This window comes from Arthrobacter sp. SDR-2R (genome assembly GCF_057747955.1).
The window spans coordinates 3464197-3487657 of record NZ_CM173231.1; the positions used below are offsets into that span (position 1 = coordinate 3464197).

Annotated in this window: 16 protein-coding genes; 10 read left to right on the forward strand and 6 right to left on the reverse strand. The window is 67.3% G+C overall.

Annotation, left to right across the window (positions count from 1 at the left end):
- Positions 1-26 precede the first annotated feature (26 nt).
- From AC3ANU_RS16010 to AC3ANU_RS16030, 5 genes are all read right to left on the reverse strand, one after another.
- Complete coding sequence (locus tag AC3ANU_RS16010) at positions 27-6137, reverse strand: Ig-like domain-containing protein (RefSeq protein ID WP_488314857.1); 6111 nt, start codon at positions 6135-6137, stop codon at positions 27-29.
- Positions 6138-6453: 316 nt separating this feature from the next.
- A complete protein-coding gene (locus tag AC3ANU_RS16015) occupies positions 6454-7533 on the reverse strand; it encodes an adenylate/guanylate cyclase domain-containing protein (RefSeq protein ID WP_223995152.1) in 1080 nt (359 codons plus the stop codon).
- Between the two features lie 145 nt (positions 7534-7678).
- Positions 7679-8275, reverse strand: a complete 597-nt coding sequence (locus AC3ANU_RS16020) for a PH domain-containing protein (protein ID WP_018770088.1) — start codon at positions 8273-8275, stop codon at positions 7679-7681.
- Positions 8268-9176 (reverse strand): biotin--[acetyl-CoA-carboxylase] ligase, encoded by a 909-nt coding sequence (locus AC3ANU_RS16025; protein ID WP_488314858.1) that lies wholly within the window; start codon positions 9174-9176, stop codon positions 8268-8270. The genes AC3ANU_RS16020 and AC3ANU_RS16025 overlap by 8 nt, the downstream gene beginning before the upstream one ends.
- Before the next feature lie 85 nt (positions 9177-9261).
- On the reverse strand, positions 9262-10149 hold the full coding sequence (locus AC3ANU_RS16030) for an SDR family oxidoreductase (protein ID WP_223994533.1): 888 nt from the start codon (positions 10147-10149) through the stop codon (positions 9262-9264).
- Positions 10150-10365: 216 nt separating this feature from the next.
- Here AC3ANU_RS16030 and AC3ANU_RS16035 point away from each other — a divergent pair, with 216 nt between their 5' ends.
- The 4 genes from AC3ANU_RS16035 to AC3ANU_RS16050 all read left to right on the forward strand — a co-directional run bounded on the left by AC3ANU_RS16035 (position 10366) and on the right by AC3ANU_RS16050 (position 15586).
- The gene (locus tag AC3ANU_RS16035) at positions 10366-11949 is read left to right on the forward strand and encodes an acyl-CoA carboxylase subunit beta (RefSeq protein WP_018770091.1); all 1584 of its coding nucleotides are present in this window, start codon (positions 10366-10368) and stop codon (positions 11947-11949) included.
- The gene (locus AC3ANU_RS16040) at positions 11949-12200 is read left to right on the forward strand and encodes an acyl-CoA carboxylase subunit epsilon (RefSeq protein ID WP_018770092.1); all 252 of its coding nucleotides are present in this window, start codon (positions 11949-11951) and stop codon (positions 12198-12200) included. Before AC3ANU_RS16035 ends, AC3ANU_RS16040 begins: the two co-directional genes overlap by 1 nt.
- 68 nt (positions 12201-12268) lie before the next feature.
- A complete protein-coding gene (locus tag AC3ANU_RS16045) occupies positions 12269-13954 on the forward strand; it encodes a DUF885 domain-containing protein (protein WP_488314859.1) in 1686 nt (561 codons plus the stop codon).
- Between the two features lie 183 nt (positions 13955-14137).
- On the forward strand, positions 14138-15586 hold the full coding sequence (locus tag AC3ANU_RS16050) for a dicarboxylate/amino acid:cation symporter (RefSeq protein ID WP_018770094.1): 1449 nt from the start codon (positions 14138-14140) through the stop codon (positions 15584-15586).
- A gap of 97 nt (positions 15587-15683) precedes the next feature.
- Here the strand turns inward: AC3ANU_RS16050 and AC3ANU_RS16055 are convergent, their stop codons facing one another.
- Entirely contained in the window at positions 15684-16241 is a 558-nt protein-coding gene (locus AC3ANU_RS16055; RefSeq protein ID WP_026265903.1) for a hypothetical protein, read from the reverse strand.
- Between the two features lie 163 nt (positions 16242-16404).
- Between AC3ANU_RS16055 and AC3ANU_RS16060 the strand changes: the two genes are divergently transcribed.
- The 6 genes from AC3ANU_RS16060 (at position 16405) to AC3ANU_RS16085 (ending at position 23446) form a co-directional block, all read left to right on the forward strand.
- Positions 16405-17079: a TetR/AcrR family transcriptional regulator gene (locus tag AC3ANU_RS16060; RefSeq protein ID WP_018770096.1), complete on the forward strand. Its 675-nt coding sequence runs from the start codon at positions 16405-16407 to the stop codon at positions 17077-17079.
- 18 nt (positions 17080-17097) lie between these two features.
- The gene (locus tag AC3ANU_RS16065; RefSeq protein WP_144600448.1) at positions 17098-19620 is read left to right on the forward strand and encodes an MMPL family transporter; all 2523 of its coding nucleotides are present in this window, start codon (positions 17098-17100) and stop codon (positions 19618-19620) included.
- 9 nt (positions 19621-19629) lie between these two features.
- Complete coding sequence (locus AC3ANU_RS16070; RefSeq protein WP_018770098.1) at positions 19630-20274, forward strand: Maf family protein; 645 nt, start codon at positions 19630-19632, stop codon at positions 20272-20274.
- A 129-nt stretch (positions 20275-20403) separates the two neighbouring features.
- Positions 20404-22215 carry an acetyl/propionyl/methylcrotonyl-CoA carboxylase subunit alpha gene (locus AC3ANU_RS16075; RefSeq protein WP_051081389.1) on the forward strand — a complete coding sequence of 604 codons (1812 nt, stop codon included), beginning with the start codon at positions 20404-20406 and terminating at the stop codon, positions 22213-22215.
- 18 nt (positions 22216-22233) lie between these two features.
- A complete protein-coding gene (locus AC3ANU_RS16080) occupies positions 22234-22671 on the forward strand; it encodes a YybH family protein (RefSeq protein ID WP_018770100.1) in 438 nt (145 codons plus the stop codon).
- Between the two features lie 43 nt (positions 22672-22714).
- On the forward strand, positions 22715-23446 hold the full coding sequence (locus AC3ANU_RS16085; RefSeq protein ID WP_056393546.1) for a glutamine amidotransferase: 732 nt from the start codon (positions 22715-22717) through the stop codon (positions 23444-23446).
- The last annotated feature ends 15 nt before the right edge of the window (positions 23447-23461 follow it).

The following is a 23461-nucleotide window of genomic DNA, read 5'->3' on the forward strand; positions in this document are numbered from 1 at the left end:
AATTCCCTGTTTGATGCTGGAGCTTGCTAGCGGTTCGGCATGCCGGCCGGCGGGTTGCAGCCCACGTTGGAGGTGTCGCAGCGGAGCCAGTTGCCCGCGGCCATTCCTTCGCTCAGGTGGTACCAGATGCCGCTGGGATTGTTCGAGGTCTTGTACCAGACCTGGTAGCGGTCAGCCCGGGAGTAAGCGCCTGCGTCGAGCCAAATCCCCTCACCCGTGCACTGTGATGGGTTGCCGGCAACGTAGCTGTCGGTGCCCTTGCGGGGCTCCGTGCAGCTGCGGACAGGGCTGGCCGTGACGTTCCAGGATGTGGGCGGCGGCGGGGTGTTGTCTGGACCGGAGGTTGAGGTTGCCGGTCCGCCAATCGCCCCGTCCACCACCGTTACGGCGCGGACGCGCAGCCTGTGGCTCTGGTTCCATCCACCGGCGCCCGCGTCATAGCTGGTCGCCTTGCCCACGTTCTGCCAGCCTCCGCCGTCCATGCTGACCTCATAGTGGTTAAGCGGACGGCCGTTGGTGCTGGGGCTATTCCAGGTCCAGTGCACCTGCCCGTCGCCCTTCGCCGATGTCGTGCCGTTCACGTTGGGGGCATTGGCCGGACCATAGGGGTTCCCCGTGCCGATGGCCTTCGCGTCGCCGGACATGTTGTTCTTCGTGGACGTTGCGATGATCGTGACAGTGATGTCCCTGCCGTTGGTCATGCCGCCAATGGTTCCGCCCCCGGCCTTGATGGCGCCGGTCTTGCCGTCGGCGTTGTAGGAGTAGGCAATCTCGGACGCCGTGGAGCCGTTGCGCTGGGCATCCGTCAGCGGCGTGAACGTAACCTCCAGCTGACCGCTGGTTCCGTTCTCCCGCACCGTCCCGCCGTTTACCTGTCCGGGTTTGCCGGCCGCCCGGATGGGGGCCGACTGCGCACTGGTGGCACTGGTACCGGCCTTGTTGGTGGCAGCCACCGTGAAGGTGTAGTTGGACTCGGAGTTGTCCACGGTGACGTTCTGCGAGGTGCCGGCAACCTGCTGGCTGGCCACCGCCGCGCCACCACGGAGGGTGGTCAGGGTGTAGGACGAGACAGGGTCGCCATTGTTGTTGGGCGCGGACCAGACCACCCGCAGCTGGCTCTGCGAGCCCACCGGAGTTGCCTGCGACACGCTTGGCGCGGCAGGGGTCGCGGGAACACCGGCCGGGACTTCGGCCGCCGAATACGGGCTCCACTCGGACGGGTCCTTGGCGTCGTTGCGGGCCAGGACGCGGACCTTGTATGACACCCCGTTCTGCAGTCCCTTCCACACATAGCTGACGGAGGTCAGGTTCTGGATCTGGGCGTTCTGGCCGGCCGGCGCCGGTGAGATCTCCAGGTCGTAGGACTTCACCGGGGAGCCCTTGCTGGCCGGTGCGGTCCAGTTGACGGCCAGTTGCTTGTCGCCGAATTTCAGGGATGGGGCCAACGGAGTATCCGGTTTGACGTCCGGCCGGACGTCAAACGAGGCCGGCGACCGGTCCGACTCGCCGAATTCATTCGTGGCCGTGACCTGGAAGTGGTAAGTGGTGTTGTTGGTCAGCCCGTTCAGGGTGCAGGTGTTGGCGGGGCAGTCCTGCCGGAACCCGCCCTCCCCATACACCGTGTACTTGGTGATGGCTGAGCCCCGGTCCGCGGGGGCGGACCAGTTGAGCAGCGCGGTTTGGTCCCCCACACTCTGTGCCTGGGGCGTGGTGGGCGCTGCAGGTTTGTCCTTGACTGTCAGCCGGACCCGTGCCGTGGCATGCCGGGAGCTGTCCTGCGTCTTGTCCTCCACGGTGTACGCCACCACCAGGGTTCCGGTGAAGCCGGGAGCAGGCGTGACCGTCACCGAGTCGCCGTTGACGCCTACGTTGCCGCTGCCTGTTTCGGTATTGGCGGCGATGATCTTCAGCGGTGTTTCAGGGAACGGGTTGGCGTCGTTCGCCAGGACGTTGATGGTCACGGGCTTCCCGGCGGCGGCGTTAGGCTCCACGTCGTCATTGGCCACCGGCTTGGGCCGGTTGGAGGCTGTCACGGCGAGCGGGTACGTGGCCGTGGCTTCGAGGCCGCGGGAGTCCGTCGCCTTGACCTGCACGGCGCCCCTGGTCCCCGTGGCCGTCGAGTCCGCCGCGGAAACCTTCAGGGTCCTGCCTTCGATGCGTGCACTGAAACCGCCGGGCGGGTCGCCCACCAGCTGGTATTTCATCTTTTCGACGTCGTCCCGGTCGGGATCGGAGGTCAGCTTTCCCAGGTCCGTGCTGGCCGTGTCACCCTTCGGGACATCAACGTCCGCGCCGAGCAGCTCCGGCGGGTTGTTTTTGTTGGGGTCCGGCAGGACCTTGGTGCGGATGCTCAGGGTGGACTTCAGCCCGGCCGGATCATCAGGTCCGGTGCCGTCGGTCACCTCGAACGTGAGGGACCCCGGGCCCACGTAGTCGGCGCCCGCCGTGTACTTCAGGCCGGTGCCGTCTCCCGTGACCGGATTCCCGCCGTCGGCACCGATGAGTTTGATCCGGTCCACCTGGGTCAGCCGCGGCGAGCGTCCCTCCCGTACCTTGACCCAGTCCTTCAGGTCGACGTCCACGGACTGCCCGGCCACCACTTCAAGGACCTCGTCCTTGGCCAGGGTGGGAACCTGCTGGCCCAAGCCCGGCACCCAGATGATGGCCGTTGACTGCTGGCCGTCCACGTCCTCCACGGTGTACGGGACCAGCTGGGGCTGTTCCGTAAGGTCCACCAGCATGTTGCCGTTGCCGCCAGGCCGCGCCGTGGTGGCCTCCGTGCTGATCTTCAGGTTCTCGCCCACGCCGTCGGGGTCCTCGTCGTTCTTGAGGACCGGCACATCAACGGCGGTCTTGCCCATGGCCTGGGCAGACGTCACCCTGTCATCCCGGGCAATCGGGGCTTTCAGGGGCACTTCGTTGTCAACCACCAAGCGGATGGTGGCCTGCGCCGTGGCATCCCGGTCGTCGGCGACGGTGTACCGCACATTGACGGTTCCGGCCTCGTTCGGGGCCAGGAGGATGATGCGGCCGCTGTTCCTGCTGACGGTGGCCTGCAGTGCCGGGTCGGCGTCGATGCCGTCGGTGAGGATGCGGATGCGGTCACCGTCGGGATCGGTATCGTTTGCCGTTGCGTCGACGGCGATCTGCCGGCCCGGGCGTACCCGGACCTCGTCATCCACCGGGGTGGGCTTCTGGTTGGACTCGCCGCGGGGTGCGATGCCCACCGTCACCGTGCCCGTGTTGATGGCGCCCTGGCGGTCCACCACTTTGTAGCGGAAGGTGTCTGTACCGGCGCCGTCACCTGCGGCGGTGAAGTCGATGAAATTGCTGCCCACCGTGGCGGTTCCCATGGCAGGGGTGCTGTCGATGCCGGTCAGCTGCACCGAGTCGCCGTCGGGGTCAATGCCGTCAAGGGGGACCGGAATCCGGACGGTGCCGGCCGCCACCACGCGGGCGGTCAGGTTGCGCGGCTGGGGGCGGGAGTTCTCCGCGCCCTCGAGCGGCAGGATGTGGATGGTGACGGCGGCTGCGCTCTTCTGGCCCTGCGGATCCACCGCGTTGTAGATGGCGCGCACGGTCTTGGGCTGGCTGCCGGCAATGAAGCGGAGCGTGTTCTCGGAGACGAAGCTCTTGCCGTCGGCGGGATCCACGGCCTGCGGCAGGACGGGGTCCACAGACAGTTCCTGGCCCTGCGGGTGGGTGTCGTTGTCCAGGACGGGGATGGTGACCACGTCGTTGACGCGGACATTGATTTCATCCGGTTTGGGTTGCGGCGCCTCCACCACGGCCGGCGCCGGGACGGGCACCACTGACACGCTGCCGGTGGCCGACTTCCTGCCGTTGGACATGGTGTATTCGAACAGTATGGGGTCCTTGGTCCCCAGGACGTCGGTGATCCGCAGGACGCTGTGGTTGATCACGCTGACGGACACAGTCGCGTTATCGGGGAGTTTGACGGACTGCAGCACCAGGACGCCGCCGGAGGGGTCTGAGTCGTTGGCCAGAGTGTCCAGCAAGACGCTGCCGCCGGTGGGCATCAGGGCCACGTCATGGACCGCCACGGGGTCGCCGCCGTCGTTGCCGGATTCCACGTCGACGCGGATGAGGCCCTGGCTGCTTTGCGGGCCGTTGCTGGCAATGTAGGTGAGGTAGACCGGACCGGGGGTGGTGCTGCGGAACGTGAAGGTGCCGCCGTCGGTGACGGGGCCGAGTTCGGCAGGGCCGTTGGCTTCCACCTGGGCCAGCCGGAGGGCACCACCGTTGGGATCGACGTCGTTCTTCAACGGGGAGATGACCAGGTCCTGGCCCACGACGGCGGTGACGTGGTCGGCGTTGACCACGGGTGCCAGGGCGCCGGGCGGCTGGACATTGACCACCACCTTGCCGGTGACAGTGGCGCGGCCGTCCCAGATGGTGACCTGGACGTTCTTCTTGCCGGCCGTGGCCCCGGAATCCTGGAAGGTGAGCAGGCCGTCGCGCCGTACCTTGACCTGGTCCTGGTCGTTGTCGGCCTTGGCGTCCAGCAGGACCAGGTCATCGCCGTCGGGATCGATCCAGTCGGTGAGGATGTTCTGGCTGACGGTCTTGCCCTGTTCCACCAGCATGGTGGTGTCTTCGCCGCGCTTGAACTTCGGCTGCTTGTTTTCATCGGGTCCTACGACGCTGAGCGTGACCTGGCCGGTGGCGGACAGGCCGCGGCCGTCGGAGGCGCTGTAGTTGAAAGTCTCCGTGCCGGGTTTGGCGTCCGCGGGCACGGTGATCTGGAACGCCGTACCGCCGTAGATGCTTTCCAGGGTGCCGGACTTGGGCCCGGCCTCCCCGACCGCTGCGGTGAGCACGTCGCCGTCGGGGTCGGAGTCGTTGTCCAGGACGCTGAGGATGGTGGTGCGGCCCGGGCGGACGCCGACGGCGTCGGGCTTGGTTTCGGGCGGCCGGTTGGGTTTGGTGCGGTCCGGCAGGATGTTGATGGTGTTGTTGTCCGCCGACTCCTGGTCCTGGTCGTCGGACTGGTTCTTTGGTGGGATGACGTCGTCCCAGTTGTTGACCAGCTGCATGTTCTGGTTCACCAGCCACACGTTCCCGGAGTTCACATCATTCAGGACCACCAGGTCCCGGTTAACCCGGAAAACATACGACGGCGACGCACTCGCCCTGGGCACGTCAACCTTCTTATCGTCACCATCATTGACGCAATCCCGGACATACTTGTTCGCACCCGACCACGCCGCATGCACACACCCGCCCAACTGCACCGGAGCAGCAGGGACACCCTCGCCGTCGAACGCCACCACCTTCGCCGCTCCCCCGTCAAGCGGCTGCTTCAGCAACGCCTTCCGCGTGGCCAGCGCCACAACATCACTGCCCGGCCCCGCCTGCTGCAACTTCGCATCCCTGGCATTCTCCAGCGCCAGCCGCTTGCCACCAGGCAGGAACAGGTTCCCCGCCGCGGCATCCAGCACCACCGGCCGGTCCCCCACCACCGTCACCTGCAGATCCCCGGCACCCTTAAGCCCATCCCACGTGCTGGACTCCGACGACGTCACCTCACCGTTGGCGTCAACACCCGTCACCGTCACAACACCGGTCTTAGGGTCCGCCGAATACACCCGGTCATCAGAACCCACCGCAGAGACGATGCCCGCCGAACCGACCATCACCGGCTCCGACGCTTCCTTATCAAAACCATTCACGGTGGACGGCGACACCGCCCACACCTTCCCCGATGCAGCATCCGTCACCGAAATCGTCCGGGTGCCGAAACTCACATCAGCTGCGCCCGGCAACTGCTTATCCCCACCGAGGCGCATATTCGCCGGCGACACCTGGTTCAACGTCGAACCGGTCTCGTCATCGACGAACACCTCGCCTGCATGCTGCAACACATCGAACGTTGTCGACGCCGGCGTCACCGCGCCGTCCAACACCCGCGACGGATAGTTCAACCGCCCCACCGCATTCCTGGACTTCGACACCACCCACACGCCGCCGTCATTCAACTCCACCTCAGTGGTCTTGAACCCCGGATACAACACAGCACCCGTCACCAGAACGGCCACAACGGCACCAAACGCAGTTCCGGTGACCAGTTTCTTGTGTCGCTTCTTCAGCCCAAGCTTCCCCAGCAGTGTTGTCACAGCGATTTTTCCCCTGTTGTAGCGCCGTCGTGCGGCAGCATCACAGGGCGGAGCACACCTGCCCCGCCCATATTTTTTGCCACCCCCAAAGGTGGCCGAGACCTGGCGAATAGCCGCAAAATGGACGGCCCGCGAAGGTACCAGCAGGCGTGGACCCTCCGCCAATCACCCTACCCGTTGCCTTTTAGGGCCGCGATGGGGAGCGCTCCCCACACGGCCTTCAGCGTCAACGAACGAACCGACTATAGCGTGATTAGCCACCGAGTGGACAAAATCTTTTTCCGGCCCCGGCCAGGGGGAAAAAGACGAGGGATTCCTAGTCCAGGACCAGGCCCTTGCCCCGGCCGCGGGTGAGGCGGACGGGATTGATCTCACCGAAGCCGCGGACATTTTCCGGGGCCTGGGGAATCATGATGAACCGCTCGTCGTGCTCCAGGGCGGAGGCCGTCATGGAGTCGACCAGAACCGTTCCGGGATCGGCAAGGGTGGTCAGCCGGGCGGCCAGGTTGACCGTGGGACCGTAGATGTCGCCCAGGCGGGACAGGATCCTGCCCCACACCATGGCCACCCGGGCTTCGGGAAGGATCTCGTCCTCGGTGAAGGCCTCGGCCAGCGCCAGGGAGATTTCGGCACCGGCCGCCGGAGTTTCGGCGATGTACAGGACTTCGTCGCCCACGGTCTTGACCAGACGGCCGCCGCCCACGGAGATGATTTCGGCGCACTTGTTTTCGAAGCGCTGGACCAGCCGGGCGAGGGTCTTTTCGTTCATCCGGCGGGACAGGCTGGTGTAGGAGACAAGGTCCGCGAAGCCAACCGCGCGGGCCAGGGGCAGCGGCGCGTCGTCCTCGTCGCCTTCACGGCCTTCCTCGCTGGCCTGCAGCCCGGCCTCGGCACGGACGGCGAGGCGCTGGACGCCGGCGTTGAGTTGGCGCCGCCATGAATACACCAGGACCTCTTCCAGCGCGTCCACCAGCGCGGGAAGTTCGTTGACCAGGCGCTTGCGGGCCACAGCATCGGTGACGCCCTGCTCGTGGACCATGTCCTCCACCAGGGCTTCGATCTGCCAGACCACCATGCGGTCCGTCATCTGCCCGATGGAGCGGGTCACCGAAATGGCTGCTTCTTCGGTCAGCTTGCCGGCGCGGACCAGGTCCACCACGGTGGACAGGGCGGCCTGGTCGCGTTCGGTGAAGGCAACGTCCTCGTCGCCGAAATTCGGAAACCCCAGTGCACGCCAGAGCTTGCGGGCAGAGAGCAGGGAGAGTCCGGCGCCGGCGGCAACTTCACGACGGCGGAGCTTCCGTTCCCCGCCCAGGAGGCGGGCTTCGAGGGCCTTCATGGCCAGGCGTTCGGCGGACATGGCGCCGGTGGGCGGGTGCCGGTCTGCATCCGGCATGGCCTCGGCCGGCGTGGAACCGGGTTCCGGCGCGGATCCGGGTTCCGGTGCGGCGTCGCCGGAAGCTGCCACCTGCACGGGCGCAGCGTCAGGATCAAGGGCGGCGGTGGCAGGGGCGGTGCTGTCGACGCGTTCCTGCTGGTCCTCATCGGTCATCCCGTCCACCTTCTCTCATGTCCTCCGGAAAAGCACCGGCAGGGTAATGCGTCGCGCCATCCGGCTGGGCGCTGTCGTCCGGCAGTTCCCCGATGGCGTCGAGGATAAAGTCGCGGAATTTGGCAACCTCAGGCACGTCGCGGAAAGTCACCACGCCCTGGTACCCGGTTTCCAAGGATATATTCCCCGAGCGCACCAATCGCTGCAGCAGCGATTCGTGGACCGTCAGGTTACGCACCGACGCCAGGTTCACCTGCTGGTCCCGCCGGTTAAGCAGCCCGTACCGCGCCACCATCCGTTGGCTGGTAAGCGTGTAGCGGGTGCCCTGCCAGCGGAGCAGGCGCGGCAGGCAGTAGCCCAGCCAGACAGCCGCAGCAGCGAGGACGCAGGCAGTGACAAGCCACGGCGTCCACTGGCGGCCAAGGGCAGGAGCCATGCGGGCTGCCCCGCCGCGGACGATCCAGGCACTGGCGTACGCCGCCAACGCCGGCGCCAGCACGAAGGCCACGGCTGCCCCGGCCAGCTTCCGGGGCTGCGGGCGGGTAGTGACGATGACCTGCTCCCCGGGAACCAGGATTCTACGCATAACCACCTTGGCCTGGCGCGTCCGGCGCCGTCCAGGGCCGCAGGTGCACCACGTCGCCGGCGGTCACCACGTGCTCCCGCGAGTCGCGGTCCACCACCAGCAGGGAGCCGTAATCGTCCAGGCGGGACGCGTGTCCAATGATCTCGTGGTCGCCGGGCAGCTGTGCGCGCACTTGCTTGCCCAGGGTGACCATCACGGCTTCCACCCTCTTGTGCAGCGACGGGCCACCGGCCATCCCGGCCGCAGGGTCGCCGTCGGCGTTGCAGAAACTGCGGTACAGGACCGCAAAGTGGGACAGGTAGCTTTTCAGCAGCGCGGTCCGGTCCGTGGTGCGGGCACCTTCCAGGGCCACGGAGGTGGCGGTGGGCACCGGAAGTTCGCTTTCGGTCAGGGTGACGTTCAGGCCCGTCCCCAGGATCACCGGGGGCACGTTGCCATCAACCATCGGCCCCAGCTGGGCGAGGATGCCGGCGATTTTCCTGCCCCGCACCAGGACGTCGTTGGGCCACTTGAGCTCGGCCGGAATCCCGGCCGTTTCCAGGAGCGTCTCACGCAGCGCCAGCGCTGCGATCAGGGACAACCAGGAGTAGCTCTGGGTGGGCAGGGGCCTGCCGTCCGCGTTGACCGGACGCAGCACCACGGACACGGACACGGAGCTCAGTGGCGGCGCTTCCCAGCGCCTGTCCAGGCGTCCCCTGGCGGCGTTCTGGTACTCGGCGGTCAGCACGGAGAGGTCAGGCCAGGCCGAAGGTTCCACCGTGACACCGCGCAGGAGGTCCGCGTTGGTGGAGCCCGTGGAGTCCACCACGTCGATCCGCGGTATTCCGGTGGCAGAGAGGAAACGCTGGTCGGCCAGGTCCCCTCGGTTCAGGGGGGTGCCCGGTGCGTGTGCGTCGTCCATACCCAAATCCTACCGAGCCTGGCCCGGTCCCACCGAGCCGTCTGCCGCCCCGGGAAGGACAACCCGGCCACGCCCGTACGGCCGCCTAGAGGAAGATGTCCGGAACCAGACGGTCTTCGGGTGCTCCCAGGCTGTAAGGACGGAAATCGGTCACCCCCGCTGCCGCCAGGACCTGCTCGTCCGTGTAGAAGTTGCCCGACGGCGGCCCGCCGGCCGCGAGGTTGCTGCCGGTCAGGATGGCGTGGGCGGCGTCCGCCATGATCTGCGGTCCACGCGCCGCCAGCACCATGGTTTCGCCGTGGGGCATGTTCCGGATGGCGGCGGTATCGATGAGGGTGCAGGGCCACAGGGAGTTGACCCTGATGCCGTCAGCCTTCAGTTCCTCCGCCAGCCCCAACGTGGTCAGGCTCATCCCGTATTTGGCCATGGTGTACGCAAGGTGCTTCCCCGCCCAGGAGGGGTGGAGGTTCAGCGGCGGCGAGAGCGTGAGGATGTGCCCCTGTTCCGACTTCCGGAGCGCCGGGAGCGCCAGCTTGGACAACAGGAAGGTGCCGCGGACGTTGATGTCCTGCATCAGGTCGTACTTTTTCATGTCCACTGCATCAGTGGTGGAAAGGTCGATGGCGGAGGCATTGTTGATGACGACGTCGATGCCGCCGAACCGCTCAACGGCTGCGGCCACGGCGCCGGCCACGTCTTCGTCCCTGCGCACATCGCCCACCAGCGGCAGCGCCTGGCCGCCGGCCTCCTCGAGCTGCGCAGCCGCCGTATACACGGTGCCCGCCAGCTTGGGGTGCGGCTCCCCCGTTTTGGCCAGCAGCACTATATTGGCGCCGTCCCGCGCCGCCCTTGTGGCAATGGCCAGTCCGATTCCGCGGCTGCCGCCGGAGATGAGGATGGTCCTGGCCGCCAGGGAACCGGTGGCCCGGTAGGGGCTTTCGGGAGCATGCAAAGCATCATCGCTTGAAGTCATGGCAACACTGTAACCCAACTAAGTTACCGGCGAGTAACATTGAGGGGACGTGGCAGGAACGGCAGAAAATTGTAGGTTCCCTACAGCTGCGGGCGTCCAAAGCGTCACTAGACTTGCCAGCAGGGTTCGTCTTTTGTGTGGATGCTACTTAAAGCTCCGGACAGTACGGGCCCGCCAGCCAACAGAATTGACCTGCTACAGAGCCGGAGACACTTGATGAGCCACGATCTGACAACGACTGCGGGAAAGATTGCCGATTTCCGCGACCGCCAGGCGCGCGCCGAACAGCCCTCCGGCCCCGAAGCCATCGAAAAGCAGCATGCGCGCGGCAAGAACACGGCCCGCGAGCGCATCGCCCTGCTGCTGGACGAAGACTCGTTTGTAGAATTCGACGCCCTGGCCGTGCACCGCTCCACCGCCTTCGGCATGGAGAAGAAGAAACCCCTGGGCGATGGCCTGGTCTCCGGCTACGGCACCGTCGACGGCCGGCTGGTGGCGGTGTACAGCCAGGACTTCACTGTCTACGGCGGATCGCTGAGCCAGGTCAACGGCGAAAAAATCGTCAAGGTGCAGGAGTTCGCGCTCCGCAACGGCTGCCCCGTCGTCGGCATCCTGGACGGCGGCGGCGCCCGCATCCAGGAAGGCGTGGCCTCGCTGGCCATGTTCGCGGACATCTTCCGCAACAACGTCCACGCCAGCGGCGTGGTGCCGCAGATCTCCCTGATCATGGGGCCTTCCGCCGGCGGCGCCGCCTACTCCCCGGCCCTCACCGACTACGTGGTGATGGTGGACAAGACCTCGCACATGTTCATTACCGGCCCCGACGTCATCAAGACCGTCACCGGCGAGGATGTGGACATGGAAACCCTGGGCGGCGCCCGGCAGCACAATGCCACCACCGGAACGTCCGCCTACCTGGCCTCGGATGAGACCGACGCCATCGAGTTCGTGCGCGAACTGCTGGACTTCCTGCCTTCCAACAACCTCTCCGAGGCACCGGTGCTGGGGCACCAGCAGGAGTTGGAGGTCGACGACGACGACCTCGCCCTGGACACGCTGGTTCCGGATTCCGCCAACCAGCCCTACGACATGCGCGCCGTCGTCGAACAGATCGTGGACGACGGGCACTTCCTGGAGATGCAGGCCCTGTACGCCCCCAACGTGATGATCGGCTACGGCCGGGTGGAGGGCCACACCGTGGGCATCGTGGCCAACCAGCCGCTGCAGTTCGCCGGCACCCTGGACATCGCGGCGTCAGAGAAGGCCGCCCGGTTCGTGCGGCACTGCGACGCCTTCAACATCCCCATCATCACCCTGGTGGACGTCCCCGGGTTCCTCCCCGGCAAGGACCAGGAATTCCAGGGCATCATCCGCCGCGGCGCCAAACTCCTCTACGCCTACGCCGAGGCCACTGTTCCCAAGCTCACCGTCATCACCCGCAAGGCCTACGGCGGCGCCTACATCGTGATGGGCTCCAAGAAGCTCGGCGCCGACCTGAACCTGGCATGGCCCACGGCCCAGATCGGTGTGATGGGCGCGCAGGGCGCGGTGAACATCCTCTACCGGCGCGACCTCGCCGCGGTCGCCCAGGACGGCGGCGACGTTGAGGCCCGCCGCGCCGAGGTGATCCGCCAGTACGAGGAAGAACTCCTCAACCCGTACCAGGCAGCCGAACTGGGTTACGTGGACGCCGTCATCGCCCCCTCCGATACCCGGATCCAAATCATCAAGGGACTGCGTGCCCTGCGCGACAAGCGCGCCAGCCTCCCCGCCAAGAAGCATGGGAACATCCCGCTGTGATGGCCACCGAAAATACCGGGACCGGGCCGGCCGCCGACGCCGCCGAAGCGCTTGCCGCCCCGCTGCTCTCTGTGGTCAAAGGACAGCCGAACGCCGAGGAACTGGCCGCACTGACCGCCGTCGTCCTCTCCCTTGGCGGCGCCGAACCTGCACGTGCGGACAAACCGACCGTGCGGCACTGGGTGCGCCGGCAGCAGCTCAAGCTCGAACCCACGCCCGGTCCCGGTGCCTGGAAACGAAGCCGCGGCTGAGTCCCGGGCGTGGATCCCCGGCGGCGTGGGCCCAGGCCCCGGCGCAGTCCGGGCGATAGTCTCGTCATGTGACTACAGACACTGCACCCGCCGCGCGCCCGCACACCCGGATCGACGCCGTCGCGGACAACTACACGGACACCCTCATCAGGCTCAACCCGACCTTCGCCACTACCCTTGGCCTGCCGGGACATGAAACGGAGTACCAGGATTTCTCCCCCGCCGGCATTGCCGGATTCGCGGAGGCGGCGCGGGAGGCCCTGGTTGCCCTTGAGGGCCTGGAACCGGAAGACGACGTGGACGCCGTCACCCTGGACGCCATGCGGGAACGGCTCGGCCTGCAACTGCTGATCCACGCCTCCGGCTGGGAATACGCGGACCTGAACAACATCGCCTCCCCGGCCCAGGACATCAGGGCCATCTTCGACCTCATGCCCACCGGCACCGAACAGGACTGGGAGCACATCGCCGGGCGCGCCCACAACGTGCCGGCCGCCATCAGCGGCTACACCGAATCCCTGCGCATGGCCAGGGACTCCGGCCGGGTGGCCGCTGCCCGCCAGGTGCGGACCGTCATCGAACAGGTGGCCAAGTACGCCGCCCCGGACGGCTTCTTCGCCAAACTGGCCGCAGAGGCCACCACGGCTGACGGGCCACTGCCCGCTGCGCTGCAAACTACGCTCGACGCCGGTGCTGACGCCGCCCGGGGTGCCTACGCCCGGCTGGCAGAATTCCTGCGCACCGAACTGCTCCCCGCCGCGCCTGAGAAGGACGCCGTGGGCAGGGCCCGCTACGCCCTGGCCTCCCGCTCCTTCCTGGGGGCGGAAGTGGACCTGGAAGAAACGTATGCCTGGGGCGTCGAGGAACTGGACCGCCTCATCGCGGAACAGGAGCGCGTTGCGGACACCATCAAGGCAGGCGCCACCATCGCCGAAGCCAAGGACATCCTCAACAACGACCCCTCCCGGCAACTGAAAGGCACCGAGGCGCTCCGGGAATGGATGCAGGGCCTCTCCGACAAAGCCGTTGCCGAACTCGCCGGAGTGCACTTCGACATCCCCGACGTCATGAAGAAACTCGAGTGCCGGATCGCTCCCACCGACGAGGGCGGCATCTACTACACCGGCCCGTCCGACGACTTCAGCCGCCCCGGCCGCATGTGGTGGTCCGTCCCCGCCGGCGAGGACACGTTCACCACCTGGGCTGAAACCACCACCGTCTACCACGAGGGCGTCCCGGGCCACCACCTCCAGGTGGCCACCGCAACCTACCGCCGCGAGCTGCTGAACAAATGGCGCCGGAACGTCTGCTGGACCTCCGGCCACGGCGAAGGCTGGGCACTCTACGCGGAAAAGCTCATGCAGGAACTGGGCTACCTCAACGATCCCGGCGACCACATGGGCATGCTGGACATGCAGCGCATGCGCGCCGCCCGCGTGGTCTTCGACATCGGCGTGCACCTCGAACTCGAGATGCCCCGACGCTGGGGATCCGGCACCTGGACCGCGGACAAGGGCTACGGCTTCCTCAAGGAAAACCTCCCCATCAGCGAAGGCCAACTCAATTTCGAGTTCACCCGCTACCTCGGCTGGCCGGGCCAGGCCCCCTCCTACAAAGTAGGCCAGCGCCTCTGGGAACAGATCCGCGCCGAACTTGAGGCCCGGCCCGGGTTCGACCTCAAGGAGTTCCACACCAAGGCCCTCAACATCGGCTCCGTTGGACTCGACACGCTCCGCCGGGCGCTGCTCTCGTAGTCTCCCCCTTCGGGGAGGGAGGGCAACAGGAGACATTAAGCACACCCGGGGCGGGAATAAGTAACATAGGCCGCCGTCTGCCTTGTGTTTGCTCGGTTTGCCGGCTTCCTGCGTGATCGTGGGCGCGTAATATTTCTCAATGTTCGTTCGTCGTGGTATGCGGGGTGGCTCTAGCGTAGTCGGGTGAGCACTCAGACAAGCACCCCGTCCCCCGCAGGGAAGACCGGATTCCAGCTGCCCAGGTGGGCGGGCTCGTTCGGCTTCCAGATCATCGCCGCCCTCATCGTGGGCCTTGGCCTCGGCCTGCTGGCCAAGTACACCGGCAGTACCAAGGCCAACCCCAACGCCCTCGGCGCCACCCTGCAGACCATCGGCTCAAGCTATGTGTCCCTGCTGCAGACCGCCGTGGTCCCGCTGATCTTTACCGCCGTCGTCAGCTCCATCTCCAACCTGCGCCAGGTGTCCAACGCCGCCAGGCTGGCCTGGAACACGCTCCTGTGGTTCGCCATTACGTCCCTGATCGCCGTGCTGATCGGCATCGGCCTGGGCGTGCTGCTGCAGCCCGGCGCCAACACCGGCATCAGCGGGGAAGCCAAGTACACCGGCAAGTCCGGTGACTGGTGGGCCTTCCTGGTGGGCCTCTTCCCCAAGAACTTCCTGGGCCTGGGTGCCAGCTCCACGGTCGGCGATTCCGGCGCCGTCACCACCTCGGTCAGCTTCAACGTCCTTCAGATCCTCGTGATCGCCATCGCCGTGGGCGTCGCCGCGCTCAAGGTGGGCAAGGCTGCGGAGCCGTTCCTCAACCTCAACGCCTCAGCCCTTGCCGTGATCCAGAAGGTCCTGTGGTGGATCATCCGCATCGCGCCGCTGGGCACCGTTGGCCTCATCGGCAACGCCGTGGCCGTCTACGGCTGGGACACCATCGGCTCGCTTGGCAAGTTCACCGTGGCCATCTACGCCGGCCTGGTCCTGGTGCTGTTCGTCGTTTACCCCATCCTGGTCCGCAGCCACGGACTGTCCATCAAGCAGTACTTCTCCGGCGTCTGGCCCGCCGTCCAGCTGGCCTTCGTGTCCCGCTCGTCCGTGGGAACCCTGCCGCTGACGCAGCGCGTCACCGAACGCAGCCTGGGCGTCCCCCGCGCCTACGCCTCCTTCGCCGTGCCGCTGGGCGCCACCACCAAGATGGACGGCTGCGCAGCCATCTACCCCGCGATCTCGGCAATCTTCGTGGCCCAGTTCTTCGGCATCCAGCTGGACTTCAGCCAGTACCTGCTGATCGCACTGGTTTCCGTCCTCGGTTCCGCCGCAACCGCCGGCACCACCGGCGCCGTGGTGATGCTCACCCTGACGCTCTCCACGCTGGGACTGCCGCTGGCCGGCGTCGGACTCCTCCTGGCCATTGATCCCATCCTGGACATGGGGCGCACCGCTGTGAACGTGGCCGGCCAGGCCCTGGTTCCCACCATCGTGGCCAAGCGCCAGGGCATCCTGGACGAATCGCTGTACAACGCACCCCGCAACGGGACCCCGTTCGTGGATGACAGCGACGCCGATGCTGCCGCCGGCGAAACCGCTACCGACGGCACCAGCGCCGACACCGCACCCCGCGAACTGCAGGATGCAAAGGCGTAAGGCACAGACAGCAGCAAGGAAAGGCGTCCCCGGGAGATTCTCCCGGGGACGCCTTTTTGCAGTCAGGGCTGCGCGTATCGCTCAACAACAGTGATGGTCAGTGCCAGCCACCTCCGATTACCCCGTTCTGGATGGCTTTCGTCACGGCGTCGGCTTCAGCCTGGGTCAGCTTTCCATCCGCTACAGCCTTGTCCAGGCGGGATTTGAGTCCGGCTGCATGTTCGGCCTCTTCCTCGCTGCGGATCTCCTGCAGCGCTGCGGTCACCTTCGCTTCATCGATGCCCAGCGATGCAGCAAGGGACTTGGCGAGTGCAGCCTCGCGGGCGGCAGGATCCGGCTTCTGGCCCTCGGCCGGCGGCGTGGTGGGCTTGTTGGCTTCGCGGAAGGCCTTCAAGGCGTCGGCCACCTTGGCTTCATCAACGCCCAGCTTCGCTGCCAGCGCCGAGGCCTGCTCCATCCCATGGCCGCCGCGGCCGCCGTGCCTGCCCATGCCATCGGGGGCGCTGCCGGTAGTTCCGTCAGCAGCACTGGAACCCGCGCTGGGTGTGGGAGTGGGCGTCGTGGTGGCGGATGCCATGCCGGCCACGCCGATTCCGGCACCAAGCGCCAGCGCTGCGGCCGTCAGGCCCACGGTCATCTTCTTCGTGCGTCTCATGTCGTGTCTCCTGATTCGCCGTCAACTGACGGCTCCTGGTGATTCGCCTCGGGCGAGGCATACCAAGCATCCGGCGCAAGGATCAGGAAGGGCTGTCGGGAAGCTATGGTTCTCCTGTGAATTTAAGTTGCATTGAGTGCAAACTTGCACGTAGTGTAAGCGCGTGACATCACCCGTTGCCCCGCCGGACGAACCCGCCGCACCTTCCCGGCGCGAGCTGAACAAGGCCGCCACCCGCCAGGCGATCACCGACGCCGCACTGGGATTCCTGCGCTCCAAAGGCCCCGGAAACTTCACGGTGGAAGACATCGCCGACGCCGCGGGGATCTCGCGCCGCACCTTCTTCAACTACTTCAGCAGCACCGACGCCGCCCTGGCCTCCATCGTCCATGGCTTCCTGGACAACGCGATTCAGCAGTTGCGCCTCCGCCCGGCGGACGAGCCCATGCTGGAATCCGCCCAGGCCGCGCTGATGGCCCTTGCCGACCCCAAGGCCGTGGCGCCGCTGGCGGAACTGTTCACGCTGACCCAGCAGAGCCCGCTGATGTCGCACCCGGAACTCGAGGCGTGGGACCACTGCCGGGCGCAGGTCTTCACCGTCGCCCGCGAACGCCTCGCCGGCACCCCCGGCGCCCAGGACGAGCTTTATGTCCACGCCCTGGCCGGCTCGATCATCTCCTGCGGAAAGGCCGCCATGGAGGTGTGGTTCAGCCGCCGCGGTCCGGACCTGACACCCGCATCCCTGGCCGAGCTCCGGCAGTTGCTCATCGATGCCATGGCCCTGCTGGCCACCGGCTTCAACACCCCCGCTCCACCATCCGCCACCCGTTCCTCCTGATCAGATCGGTTCACCCGCATGGCACTGCTCCTCTACCGCCTCGGCAAGTTCTCCTACCGCCGGCGCTGGCTTGTCATCTCCCTGTGGCTCGCCGTGCTGGTGGCCGTGGGCGGCTCGGCCGCGGCATTCCACGGCACCCTGTCCAACAACTTCCAGATTCCCGGGACCGAAACCCAGCGGATTGCGGACAAGCTCAAGCAGGAGCTGCCCTCGGCCTCCGGCGGCAGCGCCACGATCGTTTTCGAAGCCCCGGACGGCGGCTTCACGGCCCAAAGCCGGACGGCCGTGACGGAGGCGCTGAAGAAGCTCCAGACCCTCCCCGAGGTGCGTGGCACGGTGGACCCGTTCGCCACCCAGGCACAGGTGGACCAGGCCGGCAAGGCCATCACCGACGGCGAACAGCAGCTGGCGGCCGGGCAGGCACAGCTGGACGCCTCCCGGGCCCAGCTTGAAGCCGGCAAGGCGCAGTTGGCGGCAGCCGAGCAGCAGCTCACCGCCGCCGGGGCGCCGGCAGCACTGATTGAAGCCCAGCTCGGCCAGCAGAAGGCAGCGCTGGCCCAGGGCCAGGCCAAGCTGGACGCCGGCGCCCAGGAACTGGCGGCCAACAAGGCCAAGCTGGAACAGGGCAAACGGCAGGCCCAGGCAGCATCAGCCATCCGCTTCGTGTCCGGGGACAACAAGGCCGCCGTGGCACAGGTGCAGTTCAAGACCTCCATCAACGGGCTGGCCCCGGCCGTGCGCAAGCAGGTGCAGGAGATCGCCCACGAGACCTCCGCGGCAGGCGTCACGGCGCTGGCCAGCAAGGAAATCACCGAGGACATTTCGGCACTGTTCGGCACTGCGGAAATCGTCGGCATCGCTGTTGCGGCGCTGGTCCTCATCCTCATGCTGGGCACGCTGATCGCCGCCGGGCTGCCCCTGCTGATGGCCATCATCGGCGTCGGCGTGGGCGTCGGCATCACGTTCGCCCTTTCCGGCCTGTTCGACATGAGCTCCATCTCGCCCATGCTGGCCCTGATGCTTGGCCTCGCCGTCGGCATCGACTACTCGCTGTTCATCGTCAACCGGCACCGCACCCAGCTCCTTGCCGGCATGGATGCGGAGGAGTCTGTTGCCCGGGCCAACGGCACGTCCGGCAACGCCGTGGTCTTCGCCGGCCTGACCGTGATCATCGCCCTTGCCGCCCTGGTGGTCCCCGGGCTGCCCTTCCTCGCCGTCATGGGCCTTGCGGCAGCGGGAACCGTGGCCGTTGCGGTGCTCGTGGCCATCACCCTGACCCCTGCCATGCTGTCCCTGATTGGACGGCGCATCATCTCCCGGCGGGCCTGGGCCAAAGCCGAAGCCCACAACGCCGAACCGGACCACGAAACGGCCGACCTCGCCGCCGATAAGGAACGCAGCACCCGCGGGTGGGGCGGCCTGGTCACCCGGCACCCGTGGGTGGCACTGATCGCGGGCATCCTCCTGCTGGGCACCCTTGCGCTGCCCGCCACCCAGCTGCAGCTGGCCCTGCCGGACGGAGGCTCCGAACCCGTGGAGTCAGAGGCCTACCAGGCCTACGACCTCACGGCCCGCAGCTTCGGCGAAGGTGTCACCGGACCCATCGTGGCCGTCGGCGAGTTCCCCGCGGACCTGGACGAAGCCCAGGCACAGAAGCTGCAGTACGACATCGCGGACAAACTCCGTGCCGTGGACAATGTGGTGGCAGCCGTGCCCGTCGCCCTCAGCGAGGACCGCCGGACCGCCGTGTTCCAGGTCATCCCCAAGGAGGGCCCGGCCAGCGCCACCACCGTCAAGGTGGTCTCCGAGCTCCGCGGCCTCAACGGGGAGATCCAGTCCGACTACGGCGTGGCCATGGGACTGACCGGGCAGACCGCCGGCAACGTGGACGTCTCCACCAAGCTTGGTGACGCCCTGCCGCCCTACCTGGCCATCGTCGTCGGACTTTCCCTGATCCTGCTGCTGCTGGTGTTCCGGTCCATCGTGGTCCCGCTGCTGGCCACGGGCGGCTTCCTGCTGTCCCTGTCCGCCGCCTTCGGTGCCGTGGTGGCGGTATACCAGTGGGGCTGGCTGGGGAACATCTTCGACGTGGCCAACCCCGGCGCCGTGCTCAGCTTCCTGCCCATTATCCTGATCGGCGTGCTGTTCGGCCTGGCCATGGACTACCAGGTGTTCATCGCCTCCGGCATGCGCGAGGCATACATGCACGGATCGTCCGCCAAGGAAGCGGTCAGGGTGGGCTTCCGGCACGCGGCCGCCGTAGTCACCGCGGCCGCGATCATCATGGTCAGCGTGTTCTCCGGCTTCATCTTCAGCCACCTCACCATGGTCCGGCCGCTGGGCTTTGCCATGGCCTTCGGCGTACTGTTCGACGCCTTCGTGGTCCGCATGACCATCGTCCCGGCCGTGATGTACCTGCTGGGCGCCAGGTCCTGGTGGCTGCCGCGGTGGCTGGACAGGATCCTGCCGGACGTGGACGTGGAGGGCGCCAAGCTCAACAGGGGCCAGGCAGCACCCGCCTCCGGCGAGCTGGTCCACTAGGCTGAAGCCGTGCTCCATCTGATTCTCGCCTCCCAGTCCCCCGCCCGCACCAAGCTCCTGGCCGAGGCCGGCATCCGGCACACCGTGCTGGTCTCCGACGTCGACGAGGCCGCCGTGCAGGCGCGGTACGGCGTCACGGACCCGCACGACACCGCGCTGCTGCTGGCCCGCGCCAAGGCCGAGGCCGTGGCGGCGCTGCCGGAAGCGGACGGCGCCCTGGTGCTGGGCTGCGACTCGGTTTTTGAATTCGACGGCGAGGCGCACGGCAAGCCCTACACCGCCGACGTCGCCCGCGAGCGGATGCTCCGGATGAGCGGCAGCGCGGGAGTGCTGCACACGGGCCACTGGCTGGTGGACTGCAGGGACACGGACGACGACGGCGGCAGCGGCCGCGGCTCGGGCGCCACGGTGGGGGCGGTCGCCTCAGCCGAGGTTTCCTTCCTGGAGATGGATCCGGCAGAGATCGACGCCTACATCGCCACCGGAGAGCCGCTCCACTGCGCGGGCTCCTTCACCATCGACGGCCTGGGCGGCGCCTTCATCCGGAAGGTCGACGGCGACCCGCACGCCGTCGTCGGCCTTTCCGTCTCCACCCTGCGCGGGCTGCTCGCGTCCGCCAACGTGCGCATTACGGACCTCTGGCCCCGGCGGTAAATCGCCCGGTTTCCACACTGCTTGTAGCTTCCCTACAAAGGACGGCCGGTTTACACGCGGATTCCGCAAGTAATATCGGCGGAACCTCCAAAAGCGCGCTAGGCTCCCTGAAGGAAAGAAGGAGACGCCTTGTCAGCAAATTTGGAGCAGTCCGCAGGTACTACACAGCCGAGCCTCACAAAGGTGCTGATCGCCAACCGCGGCGAAATCGCCGTGCGCATCATCCGGGCGGCCCGGGACGAGGGCATTGCCTCCGTGGCCGTCTACGCAGATCCGGACCGGGACGCGCTGCACGTCCGGCTGGCTGACGAGGCGTACGCCCTGGGTGGCACCACCGCGGCGGAGTCCTACCTGGTGATGGACAAGATCATTGACGCCGCCCGCCAGTCCGGCGCCGACGCCATCCACCCCGGCTACGGCTTCCTGGCCGAAAATGCCCAGTTCGCCGCACGGGTGATCGAGGCCGGCATCACCTGGATCGGCCCCTCCCCGGAGGCAATCTCCGCCTTGGGCGACAAGGTCCAGGCCCGGCACATCGCCGAAAAGGTGGGCGCCCCGCTGGTTCCGGGCACCGCCGACCCCGTTGAGTCCGCGGACGAAGTCCTGGACTTCGTGGACCGCCACGGCCTGCCCGTGGCCATCAAGGCTGCCTTCGGCGGCGGCGGACGCGGCATCAAGGTGGCCCGCACCCGGGAAGAAATCCCGGAGCTGTACGAATCCGCCGTCCGTGAGGCCACCGCAGCCTTCGGCCGCGGCGAATGCTTCATCGAGCGCTTCCTGGACGCCCCACGGCACGTGGAAACCCAGTGCCTGGCCGACGCCTACGGCAACGTGGTGGTGGTGTCCACCCGCGACTGCTCCCTGCAGCGGCGCAACCAGAAGCTCGTGGAGGAAGCCCCGGCACCGTTCCTCACCGAGGACCAGAACCGGCGCCTCTACGAATCCTCCAAGGCCATCCTGAAGGAGGCCGGCTACCTCGGCGCCGGAACCTGCGAATTCCTGGTGGGCCAGGACGGCACCATCTCCTTCCTCGAAGTCAACACCCGCCTCCAGGTGGAGCACTGCGTGTCCGAGGAAGTCACCGGCATCGACCTGGTGCGCGAACAGTTCCGGCTGGCCAGGGGCGAGGAACTGGGCTACGGCGATCCCGAGGTCCGCGGACACTCCATCGAATTCCGCATCACCGGCGAGGATCCGGGCCGCAACTTCCTGCCGGCCCCCGGCACGGTCCGCGTCCTGAAGAACCCCACCGGTCCCGGCGTGCGCGTGGACTCGGGCGTGGAACAGGGCGACGTGATCAGCGGGAACTTCGACTCCATGCTGTCCAAGCTGATCATCACCGGCGCCACCCGGCCGCAGGCCCTCCAGCGTGCCCGCCGCGCCCTGGAGGAGATGGTGGTGGAGGGCATCCCCACCGTCATCCCGTTCGACCTCGCAGTTGTGTCGGACCCCGCTTTCGCCCCGGCCGAGGGCCCGTTCAAGGTCCACACCCGGTGGATCGAAACCGAATTCAGCAACAACCTTCCCGCCTGGACGCCGGATGCCCCAACCGATGCAGACGGCTCCGCAGAAGACCGCCAGCGCGTCGTGGTCGAGGTGGGCGGCAAGCGGCTGGAGGTGGTCCTCCCCGCGTCCCTGGGCACGCCGGGCACTGCAGCCGGCGCCGCCGCCAAGCCGGGCAAGTCCAAGAAGCGGTCCCGCTCCGCCGGTCCCGCGGCTGCCACCGGCAACGCCCTGACCTCCCCCATGCAGGGCACCATCGTGAAGGTGGCCGTGGCGCACGGGGACGTTGTGTCCGAAGGTGACCTGGTGGTGGTCCTCGAGGCCATGAAGATGGAGCAGCCCCTCACCGCACACCGGTCCGGGACCATCACCGGCCTGACGGCAACGGCGGGCGAAACGGTGTCCGCGGGCGCCATCATCGCCACCATCGAAGACTAGAAAGCAGTCCTTGCAGCCATGCTCGCACCCAGCTTCCAGGAAGAAGTGGACCGCTACCACCAGGCGGTTCCCGAAATCACCCGGGGCAACCCGGCCCCCATCAAGGAGCTCTACTCCCGCCTTGACGACGTCACCCTGGCCAATCCCTTCGGCGGCATAGCGCGCGGCTGGGCCCAGGTGGAGGCCCGGCTTGACCAGGCGGCGCGGCAGTTCCGCGACGGCGAGATGCTGGGTTTCGACACCGTCACCTCCTACACCGCCCGCGACACCGCCTACCTGGTGGAGACCGAGCACTTCCGGGCACGGCTGGACGCGGCGGCCGCCACCGAGGAATTCGCGCTTCGCGTGACCAGTATCTTCCGGCGCGAGGAAGGCTACTGGAAGCTGGTGCACCGCCACGCCGACCCCGCAGCCCGGCCACAGTCCCGCCGGTCGCTGACCCAGCCCGCCGGCTGAGCCGGTGCTGGCAGGGGGCGCCGCCAGGATGCAGACTTAGCTCATGCTGCCTTTCCTGCTCCTCGCCTCCCGCCCGGAAGACGCTGCCGCGGAGGAGGAATATGCCGCCTACCTGAGGTACGGCGGGCTTGAGGAACGGGAGCTGCGCCGGGTCAGGCTCGAGGCCGCTCCCCTGCCCGCGCTGGATCTTGCGGATTATTCCGGCGTCATCGTGGGCGGCAGCCCGTTCACGTCCAGCGATCCGCCGGAGCAGAAGAGCCCGGTCCAGCACCGGGTGGAGCGGGAGTTGTCCGGCCTCCTGGACCAGCTGGTGGCCCGCGACTTTCCCTTCCTGGGCGCCTGCTACGGGGTGGGGACGCTGGGCCGCCACCAGGGCGCAGTCATCGACAGGACCTACGGCGAGCCGCTGGGCGCCGTGGAAATCGAGCTGACGGATGCCGGGCTGCAGGATCCCCTGCTGCAGGGCATGCCCCGGACCTTCACGGCCCTGACCGGCCATAAGGAAGCGGTCAGTTCCCTGCCACCGCACGCGGTGCTGCTGGCGCGCTCAGCCACGTGCCCCGTGCACATGTTCCGGGTCAAGACCAACCTTTATGCCACCCAGTTCCATCCCGAACTGGACACCGACGGGCTGGTGACCCGGATCGATATCTACCGGCACGCCGGCTACTTTCCGCCCGAATCCGCCGAGGAGCTGATGGCGGCCGCACGCCAATTCACGGTCACCGAGCCCATGGCCGTGCTGAAGAACTTCGTGGCGCGCTACGCACGGTGAGCATGAAAATGCCCG

Bases quoted from the DNA above. Each gene is read 5' to 3' on its own strand.
- AC3ANU_RS16015 (WP_223995152.1), bottom strand. From the start codon at position 7,533: ATGCCGGATGCAGACCGGCACCCGCCCACCGGCGCCATGTCCGCCGAA.
- AC3ANU_RS16020 (WP_018770088.1), bottom strand. From the start codon at position 8,275: ATGCGTAGAATCCTGGTTCCCGGGGAGCAGGTCATCGTCACTACCCGC.
- AC3ANU_RS16025 (WP_488314858.1), bottom strand. From the start codon at position 9,176: ATGGACGACGCACACGCACCGGGCACCCCCCTGAACCGAGGGGACCTG.
- AC3ANU_RS16030 (WP_223994533.1), bottom strand. From the start codon at position 10,149: ATGACTTCAAGCGATGATGCTTTGCATGCTCCCGAAAGCCCCTACCGG.
- AC3ANU_RS16035 (WP_018770091.1), top strand. From the start codon at position 10,366: ATGAGCCACGATCTGACAACGACTGCGGGAAAGATTGCCGATTTCCGC.
- AC3ANU_RS16040 (WP_018770092.1), top strand. From the start codon at position 11,949: ATGGCCACCGAAAATACCGGGACCGGGCCGGCCGCCGACGCCGCCGAA.
- AC3ANU_RS16055 (WP_026265903.1), bottom strand. From the start codon at position 16,241: ATGAGACGCACGAAGAAGATGACCGTGGGCCTGACGGCCGCAGCGCTG.
- AC3ANU_RS16065 (WP_144600448.1), top strand. From the start codon at position 17,098: ATGGCACTGCTCCTCTACCGCCTCGGCAAGTTCTCCTACCGCCGGCGC.
- AC3ANU_RS16080 (WP_018770100.1), top strand. From the start codon at position 22,234: ATGCTCGCACCCAGCTTCCAGGAAGAAGTGGACCGCTACCACCAGGCG.
- AC3ANU_RS16085 (WP_056393546.1), top strand. From the start codon at position 22,715: ATGCTGCCTTTCCTGCTCCTCGCCTCCCGCCCGGAAGACGCTGCCGCG.